This is a genomic window from Undibacterium sp. GW821-FHT07F11 (genome assembly GCF_059418665.1).
In genome coordinates this window covers 1-18,301 of record NZ_JBWKQH010000010.1, presented here as the reverse complement: position 1 = coordinate 18,301, position 18,301 = coordinate 1, and the positions used below count along the sequence as shown (strand labels likewise).

The following is an 18,301-nucleotide window of genomic DNA, read 5'->3' as shown; positions in this document are numbered from 1 at the left end:
GAGAAACGCTCGAAGTAGTCGAGCGCATGACGGGAAGGATGCCAGCAGAAGGCATCAATCCCGTTGAGTTTCCTCTTGTACTGGCCGAAGAGTGGAGCTGGTTCCTGTCACTGAACGCCAGTCGTCAAACGGGTATGGAACCGTCTCCCATCACTGAAAGTGAAATCGGTTGTTTCTTTCAAAACCGAAGAATACGCCCTGAATTATGGCAAATCGATGTCATCAGAGCACTTGACATCATCGCGCTTGAAAGCACACGAGAAAATAAATGACTGTTGATATTGAAACGATTGGTATCGGGTTTGACACCTCTGGCATGTTGGCAGGCCAGCGTGCGCTCAAAGAAACCGAACAATCCGCCAATAGAACAGCCGACGCTGCGGATAAAGTAGGTGCCGCCGGGTCTCGGAACTTCAAACAGTTTGGAGACTCAGCATCAACTGCCGAGCGCCAGGCAAAGTTGCTGTCGGAAACAACGTCGACCTTGAACAAGGTCATGGGGATGGCCACTGCTGCTTTTGGTGGTGCTCAACTGATTAGCCAGATTGATCAATACACGAAGTACACAGCACAACTGAAACTGGCAACTACCAGTCAGACCGAATTGGGGAATGCCTTGAACGACGTTCGGCGCATTTCCAAGGATGCCCAGGCTGACCTGGCTGGTACTGGTGTTTTATACGCCCGTATCGCCAACGGTACCCGTGAACTTGGTATCTCGCAGAAAAAGGTCGCAGATATCACAGAAGTAGTGAATCTGGCATTGAAGGTAAGTGGGGCAACCACTGCCGAGGCTGCATCTGCACAACTGCAACTTTCGCAGTCTTTTGCATCTGGCACGCTGCGCGGTGAAGAGTTCAATGCTGTCAATGAGGCAGCACCACGCCTGATGAAAGCATTGGCCGATGGCATTGGCGTGCCGGTTGGCGCACTGAAGAACATGGCCTCTGAGGGAAAGATCACCTCTGAAGTAATGGCCAATGTCCTGCCTAAAGCACTTGGCGATCTGCGCAAAGAAGCCGAATCTGTCCAGACTATTGGTGGTGCGTTCACAGTTCTGAAGAACAATGTGCTTGAATTCATTGGTACTCAAGCAGAGGCTAATGGAACAGTAAAGCTTATCGCTGGCGGTATTGGCCTGCTTGCGGACAATCTTGGATTGGTCGCCGCTGCGGCCTCCGGCATGGCTGCAGCAAAGATTGCGGAAATAGTTGCAGGTATAGGTGCGTCGGTCATTCAAAGTACTGCCAGCACTATTCAGTACGCCGAAGCACAAACAGCGCAAAGGGCGGCAGCTTTGGCATCTGCACAAGCAGAAGCCGCAGCGGCAGTCGCTACTGGCGAACGGCTGGCAATGACCCAGGCCGCAGTTGTGGTTTCAAGAGAGGAGGCAGTGGCGCAACTCGCGTCCGCAAATGCATCTTTGGTTTCGGCAGAGGCGCAAATTGCTGCATCCCGCGCGGCAGGCGCACTATCGTTCGCAATGGCAAGTCTCACCCAGGGCGAGGTCGCATTGACTGCGGCCACACAGGCTCGCAGCGTAGCCCTTGCCGAACTTGCCATACTCGGACAGCAGCAGGTGAGGGTGTCGGCTGAAATTGCCGCAGCCAATGCTGCACAGACTGCGTCCCAGGTCGCATTGAATGGCGCAATGACTGCAGGCGGCGTTGCCGGTGGGCTTGCCAGCAAGGCATTGGGCCTGCTTGGTGGACCTATCGGCGCGATATCTCTTCTATTGGGTGTCGGCGTCACCGCCTGGATGGCTTGGAGCAATGCCTCTCGTGAGTCTGAGAAAGCGGCCACTTCCGTCGTGGGGAAGAGTACCGTCGAAATTATCGCTGATCTCGATAAGCAGATTGCAAAGTTGAAGGAGCGCAATGCTCTGGCAGCGCAGCTTGGTGGTATGGCTAAGCAAGAAACTGAATCGGTTAAAGAGCTGGCGCGCCTACGTGCCGAAATGACCGATTTGGAAAAAGGCACGGGCAGTTACAAGGATGTGCAACTTGATATCCGCACGGAACTGCTGCAAAAAATCGGCGCTCAATACGGAACCTTGTATGCCAAGATCCAAAGCGTAAATGAAGAGCAAAAGAAATTTGATGCAACCGGTAAAGTTGCAACTGACCTGGTTGAAGTTCGTGAGCGCCTGCTGGGTGTTAATAAGCAATATCTTGACGACCTGACCAAGCTGAACGCAGCGCGTGAAAAAGGGGCAATAGGCGAACAGGAGTATATCAAGCTCACATCGCAACTTGCGACAGAGACTTACAACAAGTCGAAGGCTGGTAAGGAGGCTGCCAAATCTTCCAAAGAAGCTGGCAATGAAGAAGAGCGCCTGGCAGAACTGTTGCTGAAAACGTCAGGGCTGACACGTTCGTTTTCTGACGACTGGGCCATGCTCAATGGTGCGTATAAGTCTGGAACTGTAACTCTCGATGGATTGATCGAGGCACAAGCGCGCCTCCTGAATCAACAGCCAGCGATCAAGAAGGCGCACGAGGAAATCGAGAAAGCAGAAAAACTGCGTGCGGCAGCTACTGCAGACGTTACTGCCGAGATAGAGAAGTGGCAGATTGCTACGCGATCAGCACAGGATCTACTTGACGAAGAGTACAAGCTGTTTGGCAAAGTCGGAGAAGCCAGGAAGATCGCCGCTGCACAAATCAAAATTGAGGCTGAACTCGAGGCGTTCCTCGTCGAAGAAAAGAAAAAGAAACACACTCTCATGCCCGATGAGATTGCATTGCTCATACTCGAGGCGAATGCTCGCAAGGCAAACATTGCAGCGATCATGGGTGAGAGTCAGGCTTTGTCAGGTGCCGCTGAGTTGCATGAGCAGAACAAACGTTTCGGCTTGGAATACATCCTGGACGAGAAAGAGCGCGCCAGGGCAACTCTTGAAATTGACTCTGAATCGTGGCGACAACGCATTCAACTTGCAGGCGAGGGCACTGACGCCCAGAAAAAGCTGCAAGAAGAATTCGATATCTGGTACCAGAACCAGAGCCGGAAGCCGCAACTGGATGAAAACAAGAAGTTTTGGGAATCATTTGGCAGCACTGCACACGATACATTTATAAGTATCACCAACGGCAGCAAGGATTTTGTATCACGTTTGCGCGACACTTTTAGAAATGGATTCTTCGAGTGGTTGTGGCAGATGACTGCCAAGAAGTGGATTATCAATATTGGTACGTCTACAGGTGACAGCATCTTGGGCGGCGCTGTAAATGCTGTTGCAGGAGGCGCTTCGGGAGGGGGAAGCTCTTTGCTGGGAAGCATGGGCAACTTGTTCTCAGCGGGTAAAACCCTTTGGTCTGGCTTTTCAAGCGGTTTCGCCGCGACGAGTGGCATGGATTCCGGTCTGGCAGCGATGTACAAATCTGCGGAAACAGCTGGCAACTTGACCACTAGCGCGCAAGCAGGTGGATCGGTCGGTAACTACGCCTTTGCTGGTGGTATTGCTGCAGCAGTCTTAGCGGCCATGTCATACAACAACAGCTTGTATCAGAAGGGCTGGGATATTAAAAACGGGTTACAGGATAACTCTGCATCTCGCCTGGTGAACATGGGTATGCCTATGAATGGCCTGGCCTCTTGGCTTGGACCAATAGGCATGGTTAAGAATTCCGATGCCTTGTTACAAAAACTGGGCATGGGTTCGCAGTTGGCATCCTTGCTGACTGGATCCTCGTTGATTTCGTCCCTCTTCGGCAACAAGAATCCAGAGGTAACGCGCCGATATGTCACCGGCACTTTTGGTGGCGACGGATTCTCAGGTCAAAACAACGCGGATTGGCTGTCTAAAGGTGGCTGGTTCTCAAGCGACAAAACAGGCACACAAAGTGCCGCACTGGACAAAGACTTCACAAAGTCTCTGACCAAACAGTACGAAGCTATTACAGCCGCCACGTCTATATTTGCCACGTCCTTGGGTGTCAATGCCGACTATTTGAAGACCCGCACCCAAAATATCAGTTTTGATCTGGGTAAAGACGATGCGGAAAACAAGGCGAATGTTGAGAAACTGTTTTCCGACATCATGCGGGACATCAGCAAAGAGATTCTTAATCTGGGTGACAGCTCAGGCCTAGCCTTAAGCAGCCTGGCAAAAGATGAAGAATCGGCATCTGACACGTTAGCGCGCCTGTCGCTGAATTTCACGAGTGTGAATGGGATTCTGAAAAGCCTTGGCCTGACTTCCCTCGAATTGACAAAGGCAGGTATTAAGGCATCAGACAGCCTGGTGAACCTCTACGGTGGTCTGGACAATATGAAATCCGTGTCCGCTGCGTACTACCAGGACTATTACAGCGACACGGAGAAAGCAGCCATAGTCACTGGCAATCTGACAGACGAATTCAAGTCTGTTGGTTACGTTTTGCCGGAATCCTTGGCGCAATTACGGAAGTGGATCGAGGCTGCAAAGGATCTCGGCACAGAGGCGGGTGATAAAACGTATGTAGCGTTGATGCAGCTCTCTGGAGCTTTCTCAGCTTTGCAAGATATCAAGAAGCCTGCTGATGACAAAGTCGCTCAAAAGTCAGACATCATGCTGCAGATTATGGAGGCGCAGGGGCTTGGCCAGCAGGCGTTGAATCTGAAGCGTCAAACCGAACTCATGCTGATGGATGCTGAGACTCGCGCATTGTCTGAAAAACTCGACGTTGCATTGCGTGAAAAGGCTGAGCGTGAACTGGCTACCCGCCAATCTGAAATGATGGTTCAGATTTTGCAACTGGAAGGTAAAGCTTCTGAAGCGGCCGCGTTGAAACACAAGTTGGAAATGGCAGCGACGGAAGATGGCCTCAAGCCACAGGCAGAGCGCATCTACCAGCTCGGACTTGAAAATGCAGCGTTGGAAGTGGCAAAGCAACATCGAGCTCTTGAGATTGAATTGATGCGTGCTTTGGGTAATGAGGAAGGTGCACTTGCTGCCGAGCGTGCGGAATCACTTGTCGGTTTGGATGATTTCAGTAAGGGTATGAAGCAGCAAATATGGGCGGCAAACGCTGCTCAGGAAGCCATTGCCAAAGCCAAGGCGAGCGCCGAGGCTGAAGCGCAAAGAGTACAGCAAGCGCAAGAAAAAGCCAGGCAGGAGTACGAGTCTGCCTTGTCCAAAGCGCAAAGCAACCTTTCGTCTGCCTATCAGAGGCGCGCTGGCGAGCTCCAATCGCTGATTGATAAAATGGGGGCATTCGGCAAGGCTGCCTTGGACATGCGCGACAGCCTTATCTATGGTGCCAACTCCACATTGGGCACTGAAGCCAAGTACTTGCGCGCAAAGAGCAGCCTGGGCGACCTGACAGCGCGGGCAAATGCGCAAGATTCTTCAGCATTGCCGGAGCTACAGCAGTTTATTGAATTGTCCAGAGCATATAACGCCAGCAATGGCGTATTTGTTGAGGAGTTTGATACTGTCCAGTCCATTTTGGAGAAAGCTGACAAGACAGCGATGTCTCAGGCTGATGTAGCAAAAGCACAGTTGACAGCGCTGAATCAGTCTGTATCTGGATTGATCGATATCAAAGACGCTACAACTGACAGTGCTCAGGCGGTGGTGGACGCGATCAACGCCCTTACTCAGGTCACACTGGGCAATGTCAATGCCGCCAATGCAGCGAACGCTGCAAAGAATGGCACCATCAGCACAAAAGCTGGTCTTACTCCAGATCAGATTTATGGTGGCTTGGCAGGTGAGGGCGACAATCAGCAAAAACGGATGAAGGCGCTCCAGGACGAAGCTGCAAATACTGCAAAGGTCCAAGCCTACATGGATCAATTGCTTCAAGTGGATTTGAAGGCCGCGCAGAGTGGTGGTGTGGATAATCAGTATTACATGGGTCTCAATGACAAATACTACACGCAGGCAGCGTTTGAAAAATTTGCCCGTGAGTTGGGTTTGTTTGCGAATCCGGATTTGCCGACCGCATCCCGCTTGCCAAAGTTCGCGATGGGTGGCGTGTTCACCAACGGGATCGTGTCTCAACCAACTCGCTTCGATATTGGCGAGATGGGAGAAGCTGGCCCCGAAGGAATTATGCCTCTGGCACAAGGACCTAAAGGCCTTGGAATTCGCAGTTATGGCGGTAGCGCTGGTAAGGACAAGGAGCAAATCGAAATTCAAAAACGGCAACTCCAAGAAGCCGAACGAAATAATCGGCTTCTAGAGGAGCAGAATAAAGCCTTGGCTGACTTGCTGGCTGCAACGTTAACTGGCCAAGATCTGAACACTGAAGAAAGAAGGTCATTGAAGCAGTACTTGGGTAAGGCGATTAGTCAAAAGGCGGTGGCAAATGCCTGATCAAATCGTACTTACTGAAATCACTGCATACAACCTCGCTACATCCACGGTCGAGGTTCTGCGGTTTTGTGATGGTCTTGCCTACCGTACCAGGCCATCTGAATCCCCGGCGAACACCTTGTATCGACCATTCCTTAAAGATCCTGGCTGGTCGAGGGTAGATGTCTATAGCAGGCCTGGGCAATACGGGCACAACACGCCAGGCGAGGTAGTGCTGTTTGACCAGAGCGGCGCACTTGGCACTTTGCTTAAGGGATATGCGTTTGACGGACGTAGCATCATCCAGCGTATCGGTGACCGTGGTGCGGCCTATCCGTCCGGATATGTGGTGACATTGAATGGCACCATGGCCGGCTCGCCGGTATTCGGCAGGACAGAGATTACCTTTCATCCATCTGACCTGACAGAATCACTGGATAAGCCACTGCAGTCGGTTCGGTATGCTGGAAGTAATGCCCTGCCTCTGGGTATTGAAGGTGTCGATGACATCAAAGGCCAGGTGAAGCCAATCGTGCTGGCGTTGGGCTCGAATATGTCGCCGGTTCAAGTCAATACCAGCAAGCAGATCTACCAGGCTTCAATCCCAGTCGGCAGTCAGGCAGTAACGATATCGGCTGTCCGGGATAAAGGTGTCCCGATTACTGCGGGCGCTGCTTACACGAACATGGCCGATATGATCGCCAATGCACCTGGAGCTGGCACTTACAGAGTTTTGTCAAATACAACTGATGGCTGCTTTTTCAGGCTGAACATACCACCTGCAGGTCAGATTACCTGCGATGCCGTATATGGCACAACCACTGCACATCGCACTCATGCTCAGGTTTGGCAGCGCCTTCTTGCCTACGCAGGAGTTTCAGGAGGCTCGGTATCGTCAAGCGACATTACCACTCTTGATACAGCGATGCCTGGCGAAATCGAATGCGTGTACATGGACGAGGTCACCGCCATTGATGCCATCCGCGAAGTAGCTGAAAGCGCGGGTTGCGCGTGGTATGGCGATGCCAGCGGTGTGCACAGGATACTGCAATGGACCGCACCGACAGGTTCGCCAGTTGCCACTCTGACGAACTTGCGTACAGACAGTATTGAGATTGCAGACCCTGTGGGTAATGGTGAAGTAGCTCCCGCATACTTGGTGACATTGGAATGGGGGCGCAATTGGACGCGCCAGGATGACAGTGCTCTTGCCGGTGATAAAACAGTAAATACAGATACTGTCCGAGCTCCTGGTGGCCGCGCCTGGGTTGTGGCGCGTGCATGGCTTGCAAGCGAGTACCGCAAGGCATCATCAACTGACGCCTCAGTCAAAACACCGCATCCGAATGCTGTAGAAATCAAATTAAGGTCAATGCTGGCAGACCAAACGCAGGCGCAGAACTTTGCTGACATGCAGTTGGCGCTTTTTAAAGTACAGAGAGATATGACGAAATTATCACAGTGGCTTTCGCCAGATCTCATCAATGTGGTCAGGAGCGGAACCGTAGTGTCGGTAAAAGATGACCGTTGGGATTATGCGAATGGGAAGTTGATGCGGGTTGCTGGTGTGCAGGTGGATCGATACACCGGTAAGACCGAATTAACATTATGGGGGTAGTGTGGCGAATCCGAAATTTTGTTTCCCGAACCATACTCTGCCAACTGCCACCATTACCCCAGTCGTTACTGGATCAGGTTGGTTAAGTCTTACCAACTTGTCAGGTGATGTACTGTCGGAAATGGCACGGTACCCAGGCGTCAATCCGACCAACACTAAATTTGTGATCGATCTGGGCACCATACGCGGGGCAAGCGTCTTTGCAATTCCGTTTAACAATGCCCAACTCGGTGACATGGGCCGCATCCGCTTTGCGACTGATTCAGGCTTTACGGATGTTGTGGCCGACAGCGGCTGGAAAGAGTTCTGGGGCGAAATCTACCCATACGGTTCTTTGCTTTGGGGTCACCCGTGCTGGGTTGACGGTCATCCAACAAGTGAGCAGATCGCTGGTCAAGTGCCAGCTTGGATGTACCTAGCACCTGGCGAGGTTCTTGGCAGATATGTCGAAGTATCACTCAACTTTTCCACCAACACAGATGGATTTGTAGATATAGGGCAGATCGTCGTTTCTCCTGCCGTCTCTCCTGTTTATAACGTGTCTTTTGGTGTCGCCGTTCCGTACCTGAAAGACCCAAGTACAAAGCAGCGCTCAAAGGGTGGGGTGCAATTCTCGGACAAACAAAAAAAATATCTGGCGACCAGGATGCGGCTTGATTACTTGAGTGACGCTGAGACGTATGGGCAGATTTACGAAATGATGAGGCAATACGGCGTTAGCAAGCCATTGTTTTTTATCTATGACTCGGACGCTCATGCTGCGATTCTGATGAAGCAATCGTTCATGTGCACACTCGAAAACATCACCCCACCATCACAGACACGCATTGACCTCAATTCAATGGACTTTGAAATTTCTCAAACATTTTAGGACGCCATGGCATATTTCAACTTCACGATCAATGGCAATACTTATACGAACGATCCGACAAGTGGCCTGCCATACGGCTATAAATTCGCAGGCTACGAGTACATTCCGGCGATGGGCAATCTGTTCACAGATCTTGCTGCAACTGTGGCGACGGTTCTGGGATACAAGAATGCGGCTTACAGTAGTCAGCAAGCAGCAGCCACTAGTGAAAACAATGCAAGTAACTATGCTGGTGCAGCCCTCGCTTCAGCTGTTGCCGCGGCCAGTGCAGCAGGCGGGTTACAGGGCACAAGCACTACTGCGGTGACCATAGGCACCGGTACAAAGACGTTCACTACCCAGTCAGGAAAGCAGTTCAATAACACTTGGGTACAAGCCACAGACAGTGGCGATGCCAACCGGTGGGTATTTGGATACTGCACTTATTCAGGCACTACGCTGTCAATGACTGTAGCCAACGCTACGGACGCCAATGGTAGTGGTTCGTGCTCAAGCTGGGTGATCAGCGTCGGCGGACCACGTGGGCTGGTCGGCCCCACAGGTTCCGTTGGCGCGTTACAAACGGTCTCTGACTTTGCCTATGACCCAGCAACTTCATCTGGCCTGAACATTGGTACCAAGGCTGGTGATCTTCGTGCAGATGCAACGACTACGCATATCAACGCGACGACAACGGCGCTAACGAATAATGCTACCAACTATGTGCAGGTAAATGCTTCTGGCGTCTCCGCCAACACGACAGGTTTTACCCCTGGGTATTTCCCTATCGGAGTAGCGGTTACCTCTGGAGGCGCAATTACTTCTTTCACTGATAAGCGAGGTATTGCGCTGCTGATGAGCTCGGCAGCTCTGAATAAGCTCACACGAACGTCCAATACGATGCTGGCTGCCGCAGACAGCGGCAAATATGTCACTGCGTCAACTACGTTCACGCAGACATTTGACTCCGCTGCAAATCTTGGCGCGGGCTGGTTCGTCTGGTACGCAAACAACGGTACTGGTGACATCACGATCGCCGCAAGTGATGGAGTATCGAACTGGGTAATGTACCCAGGAGCAGTTCGTTTGTTCCAATGTGATGGCACGAACCTGACATCTATTCCACTGCGCGCGGGTGCCAGAACATTCTCCAGTTCAGGTTTTCATACCTGGCCACCTGGCATTGCGACCTGTTTTGTGCAGGCTTTGGGCGGGGCTGGTGGTGGTGCGAGCGGTTATTACACATCAGGATCAAATGGCCAGGGCGGGCCAGGAGGTGGCGGGGGAGAGTATTTGGAGGGGTGGATCAAAGGGGTATCTGCTGGGACAGTAACCACGGTAACGATTGGCGCCGGTGGCGCAGGCGGGCCTGCACGAACATCTAGCAATTCTCCAGCACCAGGATCTAACGGTGGGCAAACTACCTTTGGTACTTTGGTTAAAGCTGCGGCAGGAGGCGGCGGAGGAAGCAGTAGCCCTGGTCTTGGTGGAGGTCTGACGATTGCCAGTGCGAAACCAACGGGCGCAATTTGGCTGACTGGTCACGGCACGATATCGTCAAATTTTGATGTGGGCACAGACGCTGCAGGAGCTTTCGGTGGCAATCTTTCTTCTACCACAGGCATTCCCGGCTATAGATCGCTTCGCGGTGGCGGTGGTGGTGGTAGTGGTGGCGCAATTGACGGTGCACTGAATCCCTATGCTGGAGGAGCTGGTGGGGCTACCGGCCGCAACGCATCCGCACTCACAAACAACACTGGTGGTGGTGGTGCTGGCGGCGCGTCTGGAGTCGCTGGATCTGCCGGGACGCAGCCGACGGATTCTATTGCTGGTCACGGTGGTGGAGGTGGAGGGTCAGTAACATCGGGGACTGGTGGCTCAGGTGGTGCCGGAGGACTGGGGGCTGGCGGCGGTGGTGGTGGTGCCGTGTCTACAGGGACATCTGGGGCAGGTGGTGTCGGTGGGAATGGCGTTTGCATAGTTACGGAGATAATTTAATGACTAAGTATGCAGTAGTAAAAAATGGCGTAGTTGAGAATGTAATCATCGCAGATGCAGAGTTCGTCGCAGGCTTAGAGGATCTGACACCAGTTGCTTTGCCTGATGGCTCGCAAGTGTCAGCTGGTTGGCTGTATAACGGCAGTACTTTTGCTCAGCCCGCCGCACTGGTTTCCCAGCCTGCGGCGCATGACTGGTACATCGACGTCGGCCCATTCTTTGATCGGTTTGGCTCAGCGAAGATGGCAGTGCTGACATCTTCCGATGTAGGTGTGCGAGCCATTATTGAGGATACAAAGGTCAGAAAATGGATTGACCTTCAGAATCCTAGCGTGCCGACAGCTATCGACTACATCATGACTAAAGTCCCATTGCTGACAAATTTGCTTAAGACAAGCATCTTGACGACACCTGTAGCCCCTGAAGAAAACCTGGCTTTAAGGAAGCTGTACTTTTCATAATTGAGGAGTAGACATGGCATTGACCTACGAAATAGCACGGAATCAAATCAACGACGGCGATCTTATCGACGTTATTACACCGCATAGCTTTTTAGGTCATTTGACCAAGTTCTTCACTCGTAAAAAATACATTCACACCGGTACCGCGATCTGGATTGGTGACATGCTCTGCATCGCTGAGCTTAATGGTGGCCGCAATCATTACACTCCGCTCTCACAACTTCAAGGCCTGGACTTTGATGTGTACGCCAAGCCAGATGGACTGGTCGACATCCGGGCGGCAATCATCAAATGGGTTCGGTTGCCTATCGATTACGGCTACCTGGCGTTCATAGTCATTGGCCTGCGAAACTTCTTCCAGATCAAGCAGCAAATCAACTGGAGAAATATCCTGGTTTGTTCGGGTTTGTGTGTCGCAATCTATGAAGAGGCTGGCTGGCCTCGATGCAGTCGCATCATTTCGCCAGGTGAGATGGCAGAGATGCTGGAATTGAAGTTTGAAGTAAGAAAACAGTAGTACCGTAAAAATTCAAAATAAGTCCGGCAGTGCGGATTTTTTTCTCGTCCTGAGAATAGGAAGAGCGATGCCAGGAAATTACTAGCTAATTATGGCCGCTGCGGCGTCGATCAAATCAATTCAGTCGTGTGCAAAACTGGATACATTTAACTGTGCACATTTTAATAAAGGAAATACCATGAAAATCATCAAACTTGTTTTGGCTTCACTCTGCTTTTTGACCGCATCAGCATTTGCGCAAAATGGCAAGTTCGTCACAGATCAACCTGTTTATAACAATCTCACCCTGGCACAAGCCAATTCTGTAAATCCTATCGAAGTGGCCTTGATAGACTTCAGTCCATCTACAAAAACGGTTTCTATCACATACGCTGATGGTGTGACTGTGGAAAATTGGACTTTCACAGTATTGGCCGATGCCAGCGCTGTTTTTGACAACTTTGTTACTGGCAGTCGTGCGCAGGGTGCTGATTGGTATTGGGCACCGCAATACGGCAGCAATGCGCAGCGCAAAGTATCTTACAAGGCGATTCGCAAGGCAAAGTGTGATTACACGACTTTTGGCGGTGGTTTCTGGACAGCGACAATCACACTGAAAAGTGGTGGCGCTTTCACTGCCAGCGGCAACGATATCGGTATTTGCGCACGTCTAACAGATTAATTAAGTCACTATTTGAAGTAAGAAATCAGTATTAACCACAGATCCGCAAATGCGGATTTTTTTACGTCTTAAGAAAAGGAAAAGCGATGCCGGAAAATCACCTGCCAGCATGGGTAGATGCAATCTCAATAGGTACAGTACTGGCCACGTTGGCTGGCTGGTTACCTGCTATGGCCGCTGCGGCATCGCTGATCTGGACAGTGATCAGGATTTATGAAACCAAGACAGTGCAAGGTTGGTTGAAAGGACGAAAAAATGGCAGACGATAACAGGATGAAAATGGCCTTGGCACTTGCAACGGCTCTTGCTGTGCCAGCAGAAGGGCTGAGACAGTATGCGTATTACGACCCGCCAGGCATTTTGACAGTGTGCTACGGCCATACTGGACCCGACGTGCAAAAAGGCAGGTTGTACTCACTGCCAGAGTGCAAAGGGCTACTTAGCAAGGACATGCTCAAAGCAATCAACCAGGTGGAAGCTTGCCAGCCAGGTCTGCCGGTGAATGTCCTTGTGGCATTCAGTGACGCAGCATTCAATATCGGGCCAAAGGTGGCCTGTGACCTGAAAAACTCAACTGCAGCGCGATACCTGCATGCTGGTAAGTTGATCGAGGCCTGCAACCAGCTGCCGCGCTGGAACAAGTCAACGATTCTTGGCGTATTGGTGGAATTGCCTGGCCTGACTACTAGGCGCGGCGCAGAGCAACAACTTTGCCTGAATGGACCAGCATGACGGACTTTTTAAAATGGGGGATTGCCCTGGCCGTGGCCGCCGCATGTTTCGGCACGGGGTGGACTGTTCAGGGCTGGCGTAAAGATGCAGATATTGCTGCTATCGAATTGAAGCAATCTAACGACCAGGTAGCAGTCGCAGAAAAGGCCGTCAAGGATATGAAGGAGGGCAGCCAGAAGATGCACGAGGCTGCCACTGAGTTGACCGGTATCAAACTCAACCTGTCTGGGAAGTTGGACGGAATCTCAAAGGACTTAAAAAATGCACAAACTAAAAACCCTCTGCCTCACGATTGCAAGCCTGATGATCTGCGGGTGCGCAGTCTCGAAGCCGCCATTAGTGCTACAAACAGTGCCGCTGCTGGACAGTAGCCTCGCGGAACCCTGCAAAGTATTGATCGTGCCGGACGTAGCAGATTACGATGCCTGGCAGCTTTGGCTACAGAATAGCGTCTTGCTGGCGTATGGGGAATGTGCAGCCAGGCACCGCAAGGTAGTGCAAGCCTGGCCTAAGTAGCCATTGAATAAAGCAGTAGATTTGTTACCGAGGTTTCGCAGGCAAGTGCTGCGCGTGCGGTAGAGACCGATTCTGCAATCCTGAATAATTGCTTTTTCCCTTGGCGTGAAAATGAGACCTCGATTGCTTTTGTATTTAAGAACAAGTGCTTGCGCTGTAGGAGTGTGTTCTTGGTACGGCGGCACAAATGAAACGCAGCAAAAATCGAATAGGTTTTGATGCGAGGCTCACTGGCGGAGTTGGTACAATTTTTATGCGTTTGTGGCAGGAGCGCAACGAAAAATCAAAAAGAATTAAAAATTTTTGCATCAAAACGCAATTGCGAAATACCTAAAATCGATGTCACGATTTCGAGAAATTGCGATTGCGTTTTGTGGAAACTCGTTAATTGTTTCCATAAATCATTACATAAATTTTTATGGAAACTGTTTTGTAAGTTTTGAAGTACGCAAATCAGTGTTTCCTTGGAAATCAACAATTTACGTGCGTTGTGGACGGTTTGCGAAGATGCGAAAGCTAATGTTTTTTTGCGACAAATCCGTGTCGTTTAAGTTTTCTGACAAAAACATTGAAAATTGCACTAAATAGCCCATTTTTCGCTATTTATTGCATATGGACCGGCGAAAAAACTGCTGTATAGTTTTATCAGGGCGTCAACTGGCATTCACAACTTCTTGAAAAAGTTGTGGTTTATAGAAGAAAACCGAGATGGCAATATAAAGTATTGGACAATAAAAAACCCCGAACAGCTGTGGCGGCAAGGACGGGGCCTGTCGAATCCTAAATTTCAAAAAAAGGACGTAACGTGAAGAATATTATCACTAACTTGGTGGTAAGGGACAGGTGTGTCGAGTCGAAACCTATAGTTTCGATACGGCAAGCAAAGGTATTTATCTCAATTCAACATTTTATTGGCAGCGATGTGGCAGTAAATGATGTCATCAATAGCATCAAGAAAGTCGTTCGTTACAAGGTCTTGGAGGCGGCAGAACGCCCAATTGAGAAAGCCCGAGCAGTGGGTGCGAAATGCGCTAGTGTGAGTATTGAATATGGCACTGAAGACCCGGAGCTCAACGTAGAAATTTGGGATCCCATAAAGTTCAACGCAAATTTCGACAGTAATTTTAGCAAGTTAATCTTTGTGGCCGATGATATGGCACGGGCAGCAGTACAGGATAATGACCGCCCATCAGCCTTGCCAGAGGTTTAATAAATTGAGTGAGATATGTCCATTTAGAATCGAGCTGGCCATGTTTGGTAGTACTTAATACATGCAAGAAAAAACGCCGCGATAAAAGTGCATATTGCAGTTATTCCCATTAGGCCGACCGAGACAAAGGACTGGAATTGCTCGATAAGTGGCCCATAAATGCCACGATGTTCTGATCCCAAAAAGCGAATTGCAATAGCTGCAAGACAGGCAATGACTGCTATCGCAAAAGATATTTTTGCGTTTCGCATGTAACCATGCATCGCTTCAGTGAATGGGGCGTCGAAAGAAAAGTGTGATTTGCTCAATTTTAATTCTCCGTTCTTACTTAAATTTTTATGGATGTGAACATGCCTGGGGTTAAATGATACAGGTCAAGGTGCCACTTGCCGTTTGACATGCCATTGCCTGCATCAGTCATTCCGTGGAAGTCAAGAAATGTAGAATCACGGACTAGGCACCTATGTTTTAATTGCTGGTTATATTTACGAATTGTCAAAATCAATTTGTCAGCTTCCTCTTGCGGTATAGTTGCGAGGTCAATTGCTGGGCAGGGAACTCCAGCAAAAATAAGGCTGTGCCCATGTTTGCCGCCAACCGATGACACGTATTCGAAATACCTGGTCACTGTATTGGAGACTAAGGCACTGATATCTTGGTCACGATTCTTCCTCCAAGTGTTAAGAATGCCCTCGTCCACTCTACAATCGATCTCTCCAAACATCAGCAAGACGGTTGAGCCTTTAGGCAGACGAGCCATAGCATCTTCAAACTGAAACTTGTATCTGTTCGCATGCTCATTTCCAAGGTGCCAGGCCTTACAGCCGATTATCCATTCTGTTTGGCTTCTGAGTTGCTTGCCCTCGTAATTGAGAATCGTATGCGCAGCGCTGAGGCTGTGGCTGTCACCAATAACATGCAGTGTCGGGAGACTTGGAGCTGGGATGCCTGGAAATTCTGAAAGCAAGAGCGTCAAATATCGCCAGTAGACGCAGGCATTCTTATGTTCGCTTTCCAGATTCAAAATCGATGCCGACAGATTCAACAAGTGATTGCAGCTTTGTAAATCGCCTGCAGTATAGCGAAGCACAGCAGCATAAACAGAAGCTTCTAACTTTAGATTGTCCGGGCCGTTCGTAATCACCCAAATAAACTCAGCAATAGCAGTCGCATGGTCGCCGGCATAAAGGGCTGTGAATGCTCGATGATAATGTGCATCAGCAAAAGCCGGATTGATACATAGTGCACGCTCTAAAGCGTCTAGAGCCTCCTGGACTTGTCCAACCTCTACCAATGCAATCGCCAGACAATCATACGCCTCTGCATAATTCGGATTGATCTTGATCGCGTTGGATGCCGCCAGAGCAGCGTCCTTATACATTCCAGCGTCAAGAAAAATTGCTCCTAAATTCTGGTGCGCTTGTGACAGGTTCGGGTTAATTCCCAGAGCTTGCATATAAGCATTCAAGGCCTGGTCATGCTGACCAAGAGCCTTCAGTGCATTCCCTAAGTTGCAATATGCTCCCGCATCGACAGGATTGAGCGCGAGCGCTTGCCGGTGACTTGCTGCCGCCTTCGCATACTCTCCCAGATTCTGCCAGGTATTCCCAAGCGTACTATGTGCATTGGAATCACCAGGCGACAGTTCAACAGCCTTCAGCAGAGCGGACAAGGACTCCTTGCCCTGAAGTTGCAAGCTTGCACCTAATATCTTCCACAAAAAGCCGGACTTTGGGAACGCATTGATTCGCGTCCTTGAAATCGCTTCCAGTTCCTCATGGCGACCAGCTGAGAACATACTCAACATTTGCTCTACTTCATGTGGTGGGAGCAACCTTTTATCAATTTCGACAGTCATCTATTTGGTTTTCTGGCAGTTTGCTTGTTTGTCCTATAGTACTTGCACAGATAGCTTTCTGCCAAGTGTTTGCATCGCACTTTGAATTGCATCAATCTTCGTTGCGTGCTTCAAGTCCACCAGGCGATTTACTGCCTGGGGGGACGTGTTTAACCGGCGAGCCAGTTCCGATGCGGATACCTTCTGTGCCAACATTTCATTCAATAAATGCACTTTGGCAGTAATTGAAAGTGGTAAGTCTATACCAACGTCCCCAGGATCCACGGCAGACGGATGCGGAACAGGGCGCTTGTCCTCGAAGTAGAACTCCATCGCTGTAACTAACGCGTCCTGCGCCGCCTGGCGTGCCTCTTCAACTGTTTCACCCTGCGTAATCGCTTCCGGTATATCTCTAAAAGTAACGACAAATCCGCCAGATGGATCGGGCGCAAAAGTAGCTGGATATTGCATAAAAAATTCCTTATCTATGGAGGTGCGGTTGAGTACAACCCCTTTCGGGGTTGCCTCCTATTTCAGTTTGAGTTGTTTCTTAATCGCTTCCACCGTTCCAGTTTTTAATTCTTCCGATGGATGTCTGTTTAAGGTTGATTGGGTTCCATTTGCGTACAGTTTTAAATGCTTCGTGCCATTCTTAACTACTACACCTTGGTTTTTCAACCATCTTACAAACTCGCTCTGTTTCACCGCACCTCCTTGTGTTGTTGACGATGAATACAGTTTAAACAAAAATGTTTAAACAATCAAGCATTATTTAAACATTTTTGTTTAAATAATTGATTGGACAAGCGCGCCTAGCGATAAAGTGGTTGTCTATGCTGAAAATCTTAAATTATACTGATTGCATATACAGTATTTTTGAGGTGAGTTATGCATACCCGTACAAACATTCAATATTTAATTGATAAACGCAATATGACCAGGAATGCCCTGGCAATTGCCACTGGAATACCTCAACCTTCCATACATAGACTGATGAAAGGTGATACGGCTGAGCCGCGCTGCAGCACGTTAAAGCCCATTGCTGATTTTTTTGGTATGTCAGTGAGTGATCTTCGTGAGACAGACTTGCTCAATCCCGATGCAGAAGTGCCAAGGGTACTTTCAGACGATGAAAGTGAGTGGTTGTCGCTTATGGATGGGCTGGGAACAGACGATATTGCGGAGTTCAAGGCTCTGGCGATGGCTCGACAGCGACGCAACGCAAAGTTGCTTCGAGAACTGACAGATCATTAGTAGGCAGGCAGCAATGAAAGTTCACTTGGTAAGAATGATGCGGAATGGAATCGAACTCAAAAAGAGCATGCTCTATGATCGATTCAATCGCCCGCCGTTCGGTACGTTGCAGATTGGTGATTCCACGGATAATGGCACCCATAGAAATTCAATTCGCGCTTATTTCATCCCTGAGGGACAAATGGTCAGCAATCAAGTTTTGCTTGATTGCCATGTACTATGGATGAATGAGCAGCGGTTTATGTTAACTGGATTTGAGATGGTTAAAACCGTGGATGGAGATGCGCGATATGCTCAATCCTGGCTTTGTATGCTCGATGACCCGCCACCGATGCCTGAGGGGCGTTAAATTATCCTAACAGGC

General features: G+C 49.8%; 18 protein-coding genes. 15 read left to right on the top strand and 3 right to left on the bottom strand.

Going from position 1 to position 18,301, the window contains the following annotated elements; genetic code table 11:
* The first annotated feature begins 26 nt into the window (after window positions 1-26).
* The 13 genes from AC07OI_RS22960 to AC07OI_RS22900 all read left to right on the top strand — a co-directional run bounded on the left by AC07OI_RS22960 (window position 27) and on the right by AC07OI_RS22900 (window position 14,846).
* Window positions 27-272, top strand: coding sequence for a phage tail assembly chaperone (locus AC07OI_RS22960; protein WP_492705775.1), 246 nt, complete (start codon window positions 27-29; stop codon window positions 270-272).
* On the top strand, window positions 269-6,304 hold the full coding sequence (locus AC07OI_RS22955; RefSeq protein WP_495258825.1) for a tape measure protein: 6,036 nt from the start codon (window positions 269-271) through the stop codon (window positions 6,302-6,304). The genes AC07OI_RS22960 and AC07OI_RS22955 overlap by 4 nt, the downstream gene beginning before the upstream one ends.
* Window positions 6,297-7,901 (top strand): hypothetical protein, encoded by a 1,605-nt coding sequence (locus tag AC07OI_RS22950; RefSeq protein WP_495258824.1) that lies wholly within the window; start codon window positions 6,297-6,299, stop codon window positions 7,899-7,901. Before AC07OI_RS22955 ends, AC07OI_RS22950 begins: the two co-directional genes overlap by 8 nt.
* 1 nt (window position 7,902) lies before the next feature.
* On the top strand, window positions 7,903-8,772 hold the full coding sequence (locus AC07OI_RS22945; RefSeq protein WP_495258823.1) for a hypothetical protein: 870 nt from the start codon (window positions 7,903-7,905) through the stop codon (window positions 8,770-8,772).
* A gap of 6 nt (window positions 8,773-8,778) precedes the next feature.
* Window positions 8,779-10,749, top strand: coding sequence for a hypothetical protein (locus AC07OI_RS22940; RefSeq protein ID WP_495258822.1), 1,971 nt, complete (start codon window positions 8,779-8,781; stop codon window positions 10,747-10,749).
* Window positions 10,749-11,210, top strand: coding sequence for a hypothetical protein (locus AC07OI_RS22935; protein ID WP_495258821.1), 462 nt, complete (start codon window positions 10,749-10,751; stop codon window positions 11,208-11,210). The genes AC07OI_RS22940 and AC07OI_RS22935 overlap by 1 nt, the downstream gene beginning before the upstream one ends.
* A gap of 13 nt (window positions 11,211-11,223) precedes the next feature.
* Window positions 11,224-11,727 (top strand): hypothetical protein, encoded by a 504-nt coding sequence (locus tag AC07OI_RS22930; protein ID WP_495258820.1) that lies wholly within the window; start codon window positions 11,224-11,226, stop codon window positions 11,725-11,727.
* A gap of 91 nt (window positions 11,728-11,818) precedes the next feature.
* Entirely contained in the window at window positions 11,819-12,388 is a 570-nt protein-coding gene (locus AC07OI_RS22925) for a hypothetical protein (RefSeq protein ID WP_492705788.1), read from the top strand.
* 86 nt (window positions 12,389-12,474) lie between these two features.
* A complete protein-coding gene (locus AC07OI_RS22920) occupies window positions 12,475-12,657 on the top strand; it encodes a hypothetical protein (RefSeq protein WP_492705790.1) in 183 nt (60 codons plus the stop codon).
* Window positions 12,644-13,120 (top strand): lysozyme, encoded by a 477-nt coding sequence (locus AC07OI_RS22915; protein ID WP_495258819.1) that lies wholly within the window; start codon window positions 12,644-12,646, stop codon window positions 13,118-13,120. The genes AC07OI_RS22920 and AC07OI_RS22915 overlap by 14 nt, the downstream gene beginning before the upstream one ends.
* Window positions 13,117-13,491: a hypothetical protein gene (locus AC07OI_RS22910; protein ID WP_495258818.1), complete on the top strand. Its 375-nt coding sequence runs from the start codon at window positions 13,117-13,119 to the stop codon at window positions 13,489-13,491. The genes AC07OI_RS22915 and AC07OI_RS22910 overlap by 4 nt, the downstream gene beginning before the upstream one ends.
* A 332-nt stretch (window positions 13,492-13,823) precedes the next feature.
* On the top strand, window positions 13,824-13,970 hold the full coding sequence (locus AC07OI_RS22905; RefSeq protein WP_495258817.1) for a hypothetical protein: 147 nt from the start codon (window positions 13,824-13,826) through the stop codon (window positions 13,968-13,970).
* A 471-nt stretch (window positions 13,971-14,441) separates the two neighbouring features.
* Entirely contained in the window at window positions 14,442-14,846 is a 405-nt protein-coding gene (locus tag AC07OI_RS22900; RefSeq protein ID WP_495258816.1) for a hypothetical protein, read from the top strand.
* Window positions 14,847-15,174: 328 nt separating this feature from the next.
* On the opposite strand, the gene AC07OI_RS22895 is transcribed toward AC07OI_RS22900, so the two are convergent.
* The 3 genes from AC07OI_RS22895 to AC07OI_RS22885 are packed head-to-tail and all read right to left on the bottom strand — an operon-like array spanning window position 15,175 to window position 17,388.
* A complete protein-coding gene (locus AC07OI_RS22895; protein WP_495258815.1) occupies window positions 15,175-16,704 on the bottom strand; it encodes a tetratricopeptide repeat protein in 1,530 nt (509 codons plus the stop codon).
* 33 nt (window positions 16,705-16,737) lie between these two features.
* Window positions 16,738-17,154 (bottom strand): type II toxin-antitoxin system HicB family antitoxin, encoded by a 417-nt coding sequence (locus AC07OI_RS22890; RefSeq protein WP_495258814.1) that lies wholly within the window; start codon window positions 17,152-17,154, stop codon window positions 16,738-16,740.
* A 57-nt stretch (window positions 17,155-17,211) separates the two neighbouring features.
* Window positions 17,212-17,388 carry a type II toxin-antitoxin system HicA family toxin gene (locus AC07OI_RS22885; protein ID WP_492705802.1) on the bottom strand — a complete coding sequence of 59 codons (177 nt, stop codon included), beginning with the start codon at window positions 17,386-17,388 and terminating at the stop codon, window positions 17,212-17,214.
* Between the two features lie 183 nt (window positions 17,389-17,571).
* Here AC07OI_RS22885 and AC07OI_RS22880 point away from each other — a divergent pair, with 183 nt between their 5' ends.
* Together AC07OI_RS22880 and AC07OI_RS22875 are read left to right on the top strand one after the other, a co-directional pair.
* The gene (locus tag AC07OI_RS22880) at window positions 17,572-17,937 is read left to right on the top strand and encodes a helix-turn-helix domain-containing protein (protein ID WP_495258813.1); all 366 of its coding nucleotides are present in this window, start codon (window positions 17,572-17,574) and stop codon (window positions 17,935-17,937) included.
* A gap of 13 nt (window positions 17,938-17,950) precedes the next feature.
* Complete coding sequence (locus AC07OI_RS22875) at window positions 17,951-18,286, top strand: hypothetical protein (RefSeq protein ID WP_495258812.1); 336 nt, start codon at window positions 17,951-17,953, stop codon at window positions 18,284-18,286.
* The last annotated feature ends 15 nt before the right edge of the window (window positions 18,287-18,301 follow it).